This is a genomic window from uncultured Brachyspira sp. (assembly GCF_910588665.1).
In the GTDB taxonomy this organism is placed as follows: Bacteria; Spirochaetota; Brachyspiria; order Brachyspirales; family Brachyspiraceae; genus Brachyspira.
This window is the reverse complement of the sequence record NZ_CAJUPR010000010.1, coordinates 25,977-38,873: the sequence shown is the minus strand read 5'-3', so window position 1 is coordinate 38,873 and position 12,897 is coordinate 25,977. Positions and strand designations below refer to the sequence as shown.

The 12,897-nt window shown below is 33.8% G+C and carries 12 protein-coding genes; 5 read left to right on the top strand and 7 right to left on the bottom strand.

What is annotated here, in order from left to right:
- Window positions 1–12: 12 nt before the first annotated feature.
- Window positions 13–693: a uracil-DNA glycosylase family protein gene (locus tag QZ306_RS08300; RefSeq protein WP_295162952.1), complete on the top strand. Its 681-nt coding sequence runs from the start codon at window positions 13–15 to the stop codon at window positions 691–693.
- A gap of 50 nt (window positions 694–743) precedes the next feature.
- Here QZ306_RS08300 and hpt read toward each other — a convergent pair whose 3' ends face one another.
- The 7 genes from hpt to QZ306_RS08265 form a co-directional block, all read right to left on the bottom strand.
- Entirely contained in the window at window positions 744–1,274 is a 531-nt protein-coding gene (hpt, locus tag QZ306_RS08295; RefSeq protein WP_295162950.1) for a hypoxanthine phosphoribosyltransferase, read from the bottom strand.
- A gap of 227 nt (window positions 1,275–1,501) precedes the next feature.
- The gene (locus QZ306_RS08290) at window positions 1,502–2,524 is read right to left on the bottom strand and encodes an electron transfer flavoprotein subunit alpha/FixB family protein (protein WP_295162949.1); all 1,023 of its coding nucleotides are present in this window, start codon (window positions 2,522–2,524) and stop codon (window positions 1,502–1,504) included.
- 35 nt (window positions 2,525–2,559) lie between these two features.
- Window positions 2,560–3,345 (bottom strand): electron transfer flavoprotein subunit beta/FixA family protein, encoded by a 786-nt coding sequence (locus QZ306_RS08285; protein WP_295162947.1) that lies wholly within the window; start codon window positions 3,343–3,345, stop codon window positions 2,560–2,562.
- A gap of 37 nt (window positions 3,346–3,382) precedes the next feature.
- Window positions 3,383–4,528, bottom strand: a complete 1,146-nt coding sequence (locus QZ306_RS08280; protein ID WP_295162945.1) for an acyl-CoA dehydrogenase — start codon at window positions 4,526–4,528, stop codon at window positions 3,383–3,385.
- A gap of 53 nt (window positions 4,529–4,581) precedes the next feature.
- Window positions 4,582–4,986 (bottom strand): MaoC family dehydratase, encoded by a 405-nt coding sequence (locus QZ306_RS08275; protein WP_295162943.1) that lies wholly within the window; start codon window positions 4,984–4,986, stop codon window positions 4,582–4,584.
- Window positions 4,987–5,091: 105 nt separating this feature from the next.
- Entirely contained in the window at window positions 5,092–6,483 is a 1,392-nt protein-coding gene (locus tag QZ306_RS08270; protein ID WP_295162941.1) for a GntP family permease, read from the bottom strand.
- Window positions 6,484–6,511: 28 nt separating this feature from the next.
- Window positions 6,512–8,062, bottom strand: a complete 1,551-nt coding sequence (locus tag QZ306_RS08265) for an acyl CoA:acetate/3-ketoacid CoA transferase (protein WP_295162939.1) — start codon at window positions 8,060–8,062, stop codon at window positions 6,512–6,514.
- Between the two features lie 255 nt (window positions 8,063–8,317).
- On the opposite strand from QZ306_RS08265, the gene QZ306_RS08260 reads away from it, so the two are divergent.
- From QZ306_RS08260 to QZ306_RS08245, 4 genes are read left to right on the top strand one after another with little or no spacing between them, the layout of a single operon-like run.
- Window positions 8,318–8,932 (top strand): V-type ATP synthase subunit E, encoded by a 615-nt coding sequence (locus QZ306_RS08260; RefSeq protein ID WP_295162937.1) that lies wholly within the window; start codon window positions 8,318–8,320, stop codon window positions 8,930–8,932.
- Between the two features lie 11 nt (window positions 8,933–8,943).
- Entirely contained in the window at window positions 8,944–9,780 is an 837-nt protein-coding gene (locus QZ306_RS08255) for a DUF2764 family protein (protein WP_295162936.1), read from the top strand.
- A 28-nt stretch (window positions 9,781–9,808) separates the two neighbouring features.
- Complete coding sequence (locus tag QZ306_RS08250; protein ID WP_295162934.1) at window positions 9,809–11,572, top strand: V-type ATP synthase subunit A; 1,764 nt, start codon at window positions 9,809–9,811, stop codon at window positions 11,570–11,572.
- Window positions 11,565–12,890, top strand: coding sequence for a V-type ATP synthase subunit B (locus tag QZ306_RS08245; protein ID WP_295162931.1), 1,326 nt, complete (start codon window positions 11,565–11,567; stop codon window positions 12,888–12,890). Before QZ306_RS08250 ends, QZ306_RS08245 begins: the two co-directional genes overlap by 8 nt.
- Window positions 12,891–12,897 lie beyond the last annotated feature (7 nt).

Genomic DNA, 12,897 nt, shown 5'->3' with positions numbered 1-12,897 from the left:
TGATTATGTATTATGGAAGAACATATATTTGACGATATTAATTTTTTTCCTAATAAAATGAGGGTTTTAATATTAGGTACTTTTCCTGTGCCTTTGTATACCAACAGAGAAAAATTCGAAAAATTGAGCTGCAGAGAAAAAGAAAATGCTTGGTATTATGCAAGCAAAAGAAGCGAGTTTTGGAAAATAATATCATATAGTTTTGATATTGATTATAATTATCTTATTTCTTCTAAGCAGAACAAGAAAAAACTTTTTGAGGAAAATAAAGTAGGCATAGCCGATGTGTTTTCAAAATGCGAAAGAAAAAATAAAGACAGCGCTAGAGATACCAATTTAATAATATTAGAATACAACAATATTTTAAGCAAAGTTCTATCAGATGAAAATTATGATTTGAAGCTTATAATATTTACAAGCCGATTTACAGAAAATAATTTTTTTAATATAATTAATACTATTGATTATAGTATGGAAAAAATCAGCGAAGCTTATGATTATTATATTAAAAATGTAAATGATAATATTATAACTATAGATATTATAAATGCTTTGAGAGAAAGATATTTATATATTAATGAAGCAAGAAAAATAAAATTGGCTACTATTACTTTGAAAATAAGTCCTATAAAGGGAGTAAGTTTATATTGCGTAAAAAAAGAGCTTTATAAATATTATTTAAACTTATATTAAAATAATAATTTTTTATTATTGCTAATAAAATATGATCAGCAATTTATTTATTATTCAACAACGCCTATATATGGAAGATTTCTGTATTTCTGGGCATAGTCTATTCCGTATCCCACAACAAATTCATCATTTATATCAAAGCCGTTATAGTCTATTTTTATATCAACTTTTCTTCTGGAGGGTTTATTTAGAAGTGTGCATATTTTCAGAGATGCTACATTTCTTGTGCGGAGAATTTCGCATATTTTTTCTAAAGTATATCCTGTATCTATAATATCCTCCACTATAATAACATCTCTTCCTGTAAGCGGTATATCAACATCTTTAAGTATTTTAATTTCAGAACCTATTTGATTATTTCCGTAACTTGATACTATCATAAAATCAATTTCAATGGGAACATCTATATATCTTGAAAGATCGGCAGTAAATATAAAAGAACCTTTTAATAATCCTATAATGCATGGTATATTTTCCTTGTCTTTTAAATCATTTGAAATTTGAGAAGCTAATTCTTTAACTTTTTTATTTATTTGTTCTTCTGTGATTAGAATCTTTGATATATTTTGATTTTTAAGCATATTTGAACCTTTGAAAATTATATTTTTAATTTTATCATATTTTAATATAAAGTAAATTATTTTGTTTTAATTAAGATTTTTTAATATTCAATAAGCTTATCATATAGTATTTAAAAAACATAAGCATCAAAATATATAAAATCCTATATAATATTAAAGAGCCCGCAGACAAAATGTTTTATATTTTATCTGTGAGCTCTCTTTTATTAATAAAATAATTATTTTAATTACTTAGCTTTTTTAGCATCTATTGCTTTTCCTAACTCTTCAGCCAATAGAGGAAGTACTTTATTTACATCTCCCACTATTCCTAAATCTGCTATTCCAAACATAGGAGCATCTTTATCTTTATTTATTGCTATTATAAATTCAGATTCTTCCATTCCAGCCATATGCTGAATTGCTCCTGATATTCCGCATGCAAAGTATATATTAGGTCTTACTGTCTTACCTGTCTGACCTACTTGTCTGTCATGATCTATTAATCCTGCATCTACTGCTGCTCTTGATGCTGATACTACAGCTCCTATTTTAGATGCTACTGCTTCAAGATTCTTAAAGTTTTCTTTTGAGCCTACTCCTCTTCCTCCTGACACTAATATCTTAGCTTCTGTTATGTCTATTTTATTAGCTGTTTCTTTTACTATATCTAAGATTTTTACTTTCATTTTAGATGTGTCTATTGTTACAGGGAATTGCTCTACTTCTCCCTTTCTTCCTGCTTCTTTAGCTAATTTCTGCATTACGCCGGGTCTTACAGTTGCCATTTGAGGTCTATGGTCTGGACATACTATTGTAGCCATTAAGTTTCCTCCAAATGCAGGTCTTGTCATTCCGAAGACTTTTGTCTCATCATCTATATCCAATTTTGTACAGTCTGCTGTAAGTCCTGTTGCAAGTCTTGAACATACTCTCGGTGCTAAGTCTCTTCCTAAAGTTGTTGCCCCGAATAATGCTATTTCAGGTTTTTTAGCATCTATTATTGCTTTAAATACTTGCGTATAAGCTTCGGTATCATATTGTTTTAAAGTTTCATTATCTACTACTAATACTTTATCTGCACCGTATTCTATTAAAGTCTGAGCTAAATTTCCTATATTATGTCCTATTAAGGTGGCTGTTACTGTTTGTACCTCCAGTTTAGCTGCAAGTTTTTTTGCCTCTCCTATTAATTCCAAACCTACATTCTGAAGTACGCCGTCTCTTTGTTCTGCAAATACTAATATTCCTTTATAATCGCTTAAATTCATTATTTTATCTCCTTCGTTCTAAGGTTCTTTGTTAATTAAATAACAAATTTTTCTTTTAATTTTTCAATTATGATATTAACAGCTTCTTTTGTATCCACATCAAATACTTTACCTGCTTGTTTAGCTCCTTTAGTAAATGATTTTTTTACTTTTGTAGGAGATCCGCTAAGTCCTATCAATGCTGTGTCTATTTTTATAGTTTCTGCTGACCATGTTTCAATTTCTTTATCATAAGCTTCTACTATCCCTTTTACTCTCATGTATCTTGAGGTATTAGCTTCTGATAATACTGTTACTAGAGCAGGCAATTGAACATTTAGTAAATAGTATCCATCTTCTATAAGTCTTTTTACTGTTAATGAATTATCTGCTTTGTTATATTCTATTTCTTTTGCATAAGATATTTGAGGTAATCCTAAATGTTCTGCAATTTGAGGACCAACTTGAGCAGTATCTCCGTCTATTGCCTGTCTTCCTGAAATAATAAGGTCAGCTTCTATATTTCTTAAAGCCTGCGCTAATGCATTAGAAGTTGCTAATGTATCTGAGCCGCCAAATTTTCTATCTGTTAAAAGAATTGCTCTGTCTGCTCCCATTGCATAAGCTTCTCTTAATATAGCTTCTGCCTGAGGAGGTCCCATTGTTATTACGGTTACATGTGCTCCGAATTTATCTTTTAATTTCAGAGCTTCTTCTAATCCGCCTTTATCATCAGGATTCATTATACTAACAACCCCATCTCTTATTAATGTACCTTTTACAGGATCTAGTTTTATTTCTGTTGTATTTGGAACCTGTTTTATACAAACTACTATTTTCATTTCTATTCCTCCATAAATATTTTATTTGCTAATTGGCTTATTTCAAAAGACTGCCTGCTATTACCATTCTTTGAACTTCTGATGTTCCTTCATAAATTTCTGTTATCTTAGCATCTCTCATCATTCTTTCAACAGGGTATTCTCTTGTATATCCGTATCCGCCATGAAGCTGAACTGCTTTAGTTGTTACTTCCATTGCTGTTTCTGATGCAAATAGTTTTGCTCTTGCCGCATCTACTGAATATGGAAGATGATTGCTTTCTCTCCATGCCGCTTTGTAAACCAAAAGTCTTGCAGCTTCTACTTTTACTTCAAGGTTAGCTAATTGGAATTGAGTATTTTGGAAATTAGCTATTGCTCTTCCGAATTGCTTTCTTTCTTTAACATAAGATACTGTCTCATCAAGAGCGCCTTGTGCAAGTCCTAATGCCTGAGATGCTATTCCTATTCTTCCTCCGTCAAGAGTCATCATAGCAATTTTAAATCCTTTTCCTACCTCTCCAAGCAGATTATCTTTTGGTATTCTTGCATTTTCAAATATTAATTCGCAGGTTGCAGAACCTCTGATTCCTAATTTTTTCTCTTTTTTACCGATTGTAAATCCAGGAGTTCCAGCTTCTATTATGAATGATGAAATTCCTTTTAATCCTTTTGATTTGTCTGTCATTGCGAATATTACATATACATTCGCATATCCTGCATTTGTTATGAATATTTTTGAACCGTTAATTACCCATTCATTAGTAGCTTCATCTAATACGGCTACTGTCTGCTGTCCTGCTGCATCTGTACCTGCATTTGGTTCTGTAAGTCCGAATGCTCCTATCCATTCTCCGCTTGCAAGTTTAGGAACATATTTTTGTTTTTGAGCATCTGTACCGAATTGCAGTATAGGCCAAGTTCCAAGAGAAGTATGTGCTGAAAGAACAACTCCTGTAGTACCGCAAACTCTTGATAATTCTTCAACAGCCATAGCATACATTAAATTGTCTCCGCCTGCTCCGCCGTATTCTTTAGGAATAGGTATGCCCATAAGTCCGATTTCTGCCATTTTCTTAACAGTTTCAACAGGAAATCTTTCTTCCTCGTCAAGTTCTGTTGCTAAAGGTTTTACCTCTTTTTCAGCAAATTCTTTAATCATTTGTCTGAAAAGCTCATGTGTTTTAGGTAAATTAAATTCCATTCTGGTCCTCCTGATGATAATCTTTAAATCAATTTTTTTTATTTTTAATTATTTTATTTTTTCATTATAGTTGCTTTTCCTGTTAGAACAGCTTTTCCATCTTGGTTTGTACAAGTAGTAGAAAGAATTACTCTGTTTTTTTCAGGTATAAGTTCTACAATTTCACAGCAGGCTGTGATTGTATCTCCAAAATATACAGGCGCTGTAAATTTTAATTCCTGTCCCATATAAATACTTCCTTCTCCCGGAAGTTTTGTTCCTAAAACTGCCGATACAAGTCCTGCGGTAAGCATTCCATGAGCTATTCTATGTTTGAATGCAGTTTGCTGTGCATGAACTTCATTTAAATGAGCAGGATTCGTATCAAGGGTAATTCCAGCATATAAAACTACATCTGTTTCAGTTATAGTTTTAGAAACTTCAGCTTTCATTCCCACTTTTAAATCTTCAAATTTCACAATTATTCCTCCTAAATTATTTTTGAAAATTTTATTTTAATAAAAATATTTTCTATATTAATTAATTTCTGCCGTTATGATTTAATTTTTTTAATGATAATAAAATCAGCATACGCCAAAACTAGCAAGCACAATACAAATTGCAACTGTTATAACAGGAATTACGGCGGTACACATTGCAATGTCCCCATATGATTCCCTGTGGGTCATTCCTGTAACGGCAAGAACTGTTATTACGGCGCCGTTATGAGGCATTGTGTCCAGCCCTCCGCAGGCCATGGAAGCTATTCTGTGAAGAACCTGAGGATTTATATTATTAGCTAAAGCATCTTTTAAATATGTCTGACTAAGTGCTTCAAGGGCTATACTTAATCCTCCTGATGCAGAACCTGTAACACCCGCAAGGGCAGAAACAGAGATTGCCTCAGAAACAAGAGGGTTTGAAGAAATTCCAAGTAAAGCTCCTTTAACAACAGCAAATGCCGCCATTGAAGCAATAACATTTCCGTATCCTACTTCAGATGCTGTATTCATTACAGCAAGGAAGCTTCCTGATACTCCGTTGGTAAGAGTTTTAGTAACGCTTTCCATTCTCTTTAAGTTAAGAAGAATTGCAACCACTATAGAAACTATTAATGAAATAATTAAGCTCCAGTTTCCTACAACTTTTGTAGCTGTTGTTCCGTAATTTGTAAGGTAAGAAAGATCTAATTTAGGGAATATAAATTTAGAAGTAATAAGTCCTACAATTAAAACTAAAAGAATAGGAAGAATTGCAATTCCGAACGGAGGCAGTTTTACTAAATTTTCTTCTGATACCTGTGGTTCATTATTATGAATTCCGTATCCCTCGCCTTTAGCCATAGCTGCTTTTACTCTTCTCTGAAGCCATACTACACCACCTGTTCCCATAAGTATAGCCCCTATAATTCCAAGAACAGGAGCCGCATAAGCATCTGTTCCGAAATACTGCATTGGTATAGCATTTTGAATTTGAGGCGTTCCAGGCAAAGCTGTCATTGTGAAAGTGAAAGCTCCGCAAGCAATTGCTCCGGGAATGAATCTTTTAGGTATTCCGCTTTCTCTGAATAAAGCCGCTGCAACAGGATAAATAGCAAAAGCTACAACAAATAAAGATATTCCGCCGTAAGTAAGTACAGCGCAGGCAAGAACTATAGCAAGTATAGCTTTATCTTTACCGAATTTTTCGCAGATAAAATATGAAATACTTTTTGCCGAACCTGTATCATCCATTACCTTGCCGAATATAGCTCCGAGTAGGAAAATAGGAAAATAATTTCTTACATATCCTGCTAAACTGCTCATAAATGTTTCCGTATATGTAGCTAAAATATGAACGCTTCCTGTGTCAATTCCGCTCAATATTGCTGCCAAGCATGCAAGGATAGGAGATATAATTAAAACCGAAAATCCTCTGTATGCCAGATACATTAAAAGTGCCAATGATAATATAATACCAATTGTTCCAAAAACCATATAAAAAAACCCCTTTATTATTTTTTAATTAAAATACCAAACCCATTTTTTCATCAATAAAGATTTTTGATTTCATCAATTTCAATTCATCAGATACAATAGGCTTAAACTCCATTTGATCTAATATATCTTTTTGAAGATCCGCCCCCGGGGCTATTTCTACAAGTTTTAATCCTTCTTTAGCAAGCTCAAAAACGGCTCTTTCAGTTACATAAGTAACTTTTTTATTGTTTTCATTAGCTGTCTTGCCGCTGAATGTAATTTGTTCTACATTTTTAACAAATTTCTTAACTTTTCCTTCCTGAAGAATTCTAAGTTCTCCGTTTTCAACACCTATTTTTAATCCGCCTGTTGTAAAAGTTCCTAAAAATACAACTTCTTTTGCATTCTGAGTTATATTAATAAATCCTCCGCAGCCTGCGATCTTAGGTCCGAATTTAGAAACATTGATATTTCCGTATTGATCGCATTGCGCAAGTCCTAAAAATGCCATATCTAATCCTCCTCCGTCATAGAAGTCGAATTGATATGGCTGATCAACTATTGCAGTTGCATTATATGTCGCTCCGAAACTGAGTCCGCCCATAGGAGTCCCCCCGATTGCTCCGGGCTCAACTGTAGGCGTAAAGTATTGCTCCTGACCTTCTTCATTTATTACCATTGCTATAACTTCAGGCATTCCTATGCCGTAGTTAAGTATTTTTTTGCTCTTATCCAAAAGCATTGCACATCTTCTTGAAATGATTTTTCTTTCATCAAGTTTTACTTCTTTAAGGCTTCCTTCTACAATAAAGTGATTTTTAACATATCCTTCATTATAGTATTCTCCGAATGTCTGCATATGATTTTCAGGAGTTTCAGCTATAACTACATAATCTACTAAAATTCCTGGAATTTTTACTTCTTTCGGAGGTATACTTCCTCTTCTTACTTTTCTTTTAACTTGTACAAAAACTTTTCCTCCATTATTTTTAACGGCAGTAGCTACAGATAAAGCTTCAAGCGTAAGAGCTTCTTCTTCAAAAGAGATATTTCCGTCTTCATCCGCTGAAGTACCTCTTAATACGGCATAATCCAGTTTCGGAGCATGGAAGAATAATAAATCCTGTCCTCTAAACTTACATCTTTCAACAATATCTTCAGTTGTTGCACTGTTAAGTTTTCCTCCCTGAAGTTCAGGATCAACAAAAGTTCCAAGTCCTACATGCGAAAGTATTCCGGGTTTTCCTGCTGCCATTTCTCTGAACATTTGAGAAATAACTCCCTGAGGAAGATTATATGCTTCAATTTCATTATTATTGGCTAATTCGCCGAGTTTTGGAGCTAATCCCCAGTGTCCTGCTATAACTCTTTTTACAAGTCCTTTATGCCCTAAATGTCCTGCGCCTCTTCCTTTGCCGTCTCCGATTCCTGCTGCAAAAATGACGCTTAAATTATTAGGCTGTCCTTTTTCTAAAAATGATTTCTCAATCTGAGATAGAATTTCTTCAGCAGATCCGATGCCTACAAACCCGCATAGTCCTATAAAAGAGTTGCTGTTAATAAGCCCGCTAACTTGATTTGCTTTAATAAATTTCATATTGCTGCTTTCCTTAAAATAATTTAACTTCTTCTTAAATTAAGAATAGTATATTTTTTATTAAAAATCAAGGCATAAACATAATATGATATGATAAAATATTAAAAAATTAGTAAAAAAATAATATAACTAATTATATTTTATGTATTTTGCTTGATTTTTTTAAAAAATTTGATAATGTTATATTATAGTAGTGTGCGGAGAAAATTTTTACAATTTCTGTAAATCAATTTTATAAAAAGTTAAGGAGTTATTATGGCTGAAGAGAAAAAATTAGACTCCCTTCTTGAGCGTATATATCAAGATGGTGTTGAAAAATCTAACAAAAAAGCTGATGAAATAATCTCAAATGCTAAAAGCGAAGCTGACAGAATATTAAAAGAAGCTGAAGCAAAATCTGAAGAAATCATTAAAGAAGCAGAAAGAAAGTCGGAAGAGCTTAGAAAAAATACAATAACTGATGTCCGTATGGCAGGTGAGCAGTCTATCAGTGCTTTAAAGCAGAAAATAAAAGAATTGGTAACAGCTAAAGTATTGGAAGACAGCTTAAAAGAAGCATTTGCAGATACTTCTTTTTTGAAAGATTTAATCCTTGAAGTGGTTAAGAAATGGGATATTTCCTCAGGCGATTCAGATGTAACTGTATATTTTCCGGAATCTAAGAAATCCGATATAGACGCTTCATTTGAAAGATCTATAAAAAGCGCAATAAAAAATGCCGTTATCAGCTTTGATAAAAAATTGTCAAACGGATTTAAAATCGTACCTGAAGGCGGCAATTATCAATTACAATTCACAGATGAAGATTTCGTGGAGTTTTTCAGCGACTATATAAAAGCAAAAACGGAAGAAGTAATTTTCAGTAAATAAGAGGGGTGATTATGGGATCATATTATTATCTTATCTCAGGTCTTCCCGAAGTAAAACTTTCAGATTCTAAGGCTAAATATGATATTAATGAAATTGCTCAGAACATATTATCCAGTTTAAGCGGTAAAGATGCTAAGTATTTCCGTTATCTTATATATCAGAATGATAATAGAAATCTGGTAAGTTCAATAGCCATACAAAAAGGATTATTTACTCCTTATATAGAGCATTTAGAACCGTCAATATTCGGAAGAGATGATATTCAGAAATATAATAATATTTCTAATCTGCCTTCATATATGAGTAAATTTTTAGAGGATAATAAAAATACGGAATGGGAAAATGCAAGACATATAGAAAATACACTTTTAAGCTTATATTATGATGAGATGATAGAAAGCGGAAATTATTTTATTAAAAATTATTCCTTATTCATGCGTAATTTAAAGAATGTTTTAGCCGCTTTAAATGGAAGAGCCTTAGGTTTTTCAAGCGAATTGATATCAAAAGAGCTTATAGGCGATTATTCTTTGATATCTGCATTGACAAAATCAACAGCATCTGATTTCGGAGTAGGCAGAGAGATGCCATATATCAATACTATTATAGAAACATTCAATTCATCAGATAAGGCGGATCCGTATAATATGGAAAATATAGAATATCTTTTAGTAAAAGAGTTTTTGGATAGAATAACATCTATTAAATCTTTCACGACGGATAATGTTTTTGCTTACTATATAAATCTTAGTTATGCTGTTAGTATAAACGGAAGAAATGAAGAGAAAGGTAAGAAGCATTTGGAGACGCTTATAGGTGCTTTAAAAACAAAAGCGTCTGCTATGTAATGTATGTATAATTAATTAGGAGATTGAAATGACTAAAGGTAATGTAACTGCTATTATATCAAACCTAATTTCAATAGAGGTAGACGGTCCTGTTTCGCAAAACGAGATATGCTATGTATCTTGCGGCAATGCGAAACTTATGGCTGAGGTTATTAAAATATCAGGTGCTAGTGCTAGTGCTCAGGTATTTGAATCTACTAGGGGTGTAAAATTAGGTGATGCCGTAGAGTTTACTGGTTCAATGCTGGAAATTGAATTAGGGCCCGGACTTTTGGGTAAAAACTTTGACGGACTTCAAAACGACCTTGATAAATTGCAAGGCGTATTCTTAGAAAGAGGCAAATATAATAATCTTTCTGAAGATAAAGAATCTAAATATGACTTTACTCCGATAGCTAAGCAGGGAGATGAAGTACAGGCTGGAGATTGGATAGGTGCAGTAAAAGAAGGCTGGATTGACCATAAAATAATGGTTCCTTTTAAATTTGAAGGTAAAGGCATTATTGAAAGTGTGGTATCTTCAGGCACTTACGGATTAAGCGACACAATTGCTGTTATAAAATCGCCTAACGGTGAAAAAACAGAAGTAACTATGATACAGAGATGGCCTGTAAAGCTTACTATTAAATCATATAAAGAAAAGCCGAGACCATTTAAATTGCTGGAAACAGGCGTAAGAACTATAGATACTTTCAACCCTATTACAGAAGGCGGTACGGGATTTATTCCAGGACCTTTCGGAGCTGGAAAAACAGTATTGCAGCATGCTTTGGCTACTAATGCAAATGCTGACTTAATTATAATGACGGCATGCGGAGAAAGGGCTAATGAGGTAGTTGAAATATTTACGGAATTCCCTGAACTTGTGGATCCTAGAACAGGCAGAAGTTTAATGGAAAGAACTACTATTATATGCAACACTTCAAATATGCCTGTTGCAGCCCGTGAAGCTTCAGTATATGTTGGTATGACTATAGCAGAATATTACAGATCTATGGGGCTTAAAGTTCTTCTTCTTGCCGATTCTACATCTCGCTGGGCTCAGGCTTTAAGAGAGATGTCAAACAGACTTGAAGAATTGCCGGGACCAGATGCATTCCCTATTGACTTGCCTGCAATTATATCCAGTTTCTATGCAAGAGCAGGTTTTGTGTACTTAAATAACGGAGAAACAGGTTCTATTACATTTATAGGTACGGTATCTCCTGCAGGCGGAAACTTAAAAGAGCCTGTAACAGAATCTACCCGTAAAGCTGCAAGATGCTTCTATGCTTTATCTCAGAAACGCGCAGACAGTAAAAGATATCCTGCAGTTGATCCGCTTGATTCCTATTCTAAATATATTGAATATCCTGAATTTATAGAATTCTCAGATACTAATATAGAAAAGGGTTGGTCTGAAAAGGTTATAAAAGCTAAGGATATAGCCAGAAGAGGACAGGAAGCCAATGACCAAATAAGTATTCTCGGTGATGATGCAGTGCCTCTTGAATACCATCAGCGTTTATGGAAAGCTGAGTTAATAGACTTTGTTATATTGCAGCAGGACGCTTTTGATAAAGTAGATAAAAACTGTCCTATAGAAAGACAAAAAGAATTATTAAATCAAGTTATGAAAGTTGTAGATGCTGATTACAGATTTGAAGACTACAGCGAAGTAGGTACCTATTTTAAAAGACTTATTAACGCATTTAAGCAGATGAACTATTCTGTATATCAGTCTGATGACCATAAAAAATACACAGCTGAGATGGAATCAATATTTGCTGAAAGGAGTATAACTCATGCCTAAAGCATTTCAAAAAGTATATACAAAATTAGTACAGATTACTAAAGCAACCGTATCTTTAAGAGCTGAAAATGTCGGTAATGATGAGATGGCCCTTGTGGCGGGCAGACCTGCTCAGGTTGTAAAAATGATTGGGGACATTGTTACGCTTCAGGTTTTCCAAGGTACTGAAGGTATACCTACTAATGCCGAAGTGGTATTTTTAGGCAGGCCTCCTAGACTTAAAGTAAGCGAACTTCTTGCTGGAAGATTCTTCAATGCTTACGGAGAGCCTATTGACGGCGGTGCTGAGATTGAAGGAAAAGAGGTAGAAATCGGAGGACCTTCCGTAAACCCTGTAAGAAGAAAACAGCCTTCGGAGCTTATTGCCACAGGTATTGCAGGTATTGATCTTAACAATACTCTTGTTACAGGGCAAAAAATACCGTTCTTTGCAGATCCCGATCAGCCTTATAATGCTGTATTGGCCCAGGTAGCCTTAAGAGCCGAAGCTGATAAAATCATACTCGGCGGTATGGGACTTTCCAATGACGATTATTTATCATTTAAAAACACATTTACCGAAGCTGGCGCTTTAGATAAAATTATATGTTTCATAAATACTACAGATGACCCTCCTGTAGAAAGACTTTTAATTCCTGATATGGCTTGTACAGCTGCCGAATATTTTGCAGTAGAGAAAAAAGAAAAAGTTCTTGTTCTTCTTACAGATATGACTCTCTATGCCGATGCTTTAGCTATAGTGTCTAATAAAATGGATCAGATTCCTTCCAAAGACTCTATGCCTGGTTCTTTATATTCGGATCTTGCCAAAATATATGAAAAAGCGGCTCAATTTCCTGACGGAGGATCTATTACTATTATAGCTGTTACAACACTTAATGAAGGAGATATTACTCATGCTGTGCCTGACAATACTGGATACATCACAGAAGGTCAGCTTTATTTAAGAAGAGATTCTGATATAGGTAAAACAATTATTGATCCTTTCAGAAGTCTTTCCCGTTTGAAGCAGCTTGTTATAGGTAAGAAAACCAGAGAAGATCACCCTGCAGTTATGAATACTTTAGTGCGTCTTTATTCAGATGCTGCTAATGCCAAAATGAAAAAAGAAAATGGTTTTGATTTAACTGAATATGATGAAAGATGCTTGAAATATGCGGCTGAATATTCTGAAAGACTTCTTGCCATAGATATTAATATTAAAATTGATGAGATGCTTGAGACAGGCTGGGAATTAATGGGTAAATATTTCAGCAAAGCGGAAGTAGGCGTAAAAGATTCGCTTGCTGAACAATTTGGTAAGTGGAAAAATAACTAATTAATTA

What these genes read in the sequence shown, in the direction of transcription:
- QZ306_RS08255 (WP_295162936.1), top strand. Translation starts at nt 8,944, where the DNA reads ATGGGATCATATTATTATCTTATCTCAGGTCTTCCCGAAGTAAAACTT.
- QZ306_RS08260 (WP_295162937.1), top strand. Translation starts at nt 8,318, where the DNA reads ATGGCTGAAGAGAAAAAATTAGACTCCCTTCTTGAGCGTATATATCAA.
- QZ306_RS08285 (WP_295162947.1), bottom strand. Translation starts at nt 3,345, where the DNA reads ATGAAAATAGTAGTTTGTATAAAACAGGTTCCAAATACAACAGAAATA.
- QZ306_RS08290 (WP_295162949.1), bottom strand. Translation starts at nt 2,524, where the DNA reads ATGAATTTAAGCGATTATAAAGGAATATTAGTATTTGCAGAACAAAGA.
- QZ306_RS08280 (WP_295162945.1), bottom strand. Translation starts at nt 4,528, where the DNA reads ATGGAATTTAATTTACCTAAAACACATGAGCTTTTCAGACAAATGATT.
- QZ306_RS08265 (WP_295162939.1), bottom strand. Translation starts at nt 8,062, where the DNA reads ATGAAATTTATTAAAGCAAATCAAGTTAGCGGGCTTATTAACAGCAAC.
- hpt (WP_295162950.1), bottom strand. Translation starts at nt 1,274, where the DNA reads ATGCTTAAAAATCAAAATATATCAAAGATTCTAATCACAGAAGAACAA.
- QZ306_RS08300 (WP_295162952.1), top strand. Translation starts at nt 13, where the DNA reads ATGGAAGAACATATATTTGACGATATTAATTTTTTTCCTAATAAAATG.
- QZ306_RS08245 (WP_295162931.1), top strand. Translation starts at nt 11,565, where the DNA reads ATGCCTAAAGCATTTCAAAAAGTATATACAAAATTAGTACAGATTACT.
- QZ306_RS08270 (WP_295162941.1), bottom strand. Translation starts at nt 6,483, where the DNA reads ATGGTTTTTGGAACAATTGGTATTATATTATCATTGGCACTTTTAATG.
- QZ306_RS08250 (WP_295162934.1), top strand. Translation starts at nt 9,809, where the DNA reads ATGACTAAAGGTAATGTAACTGCTATTATATCAAACCTAATTTCAATA.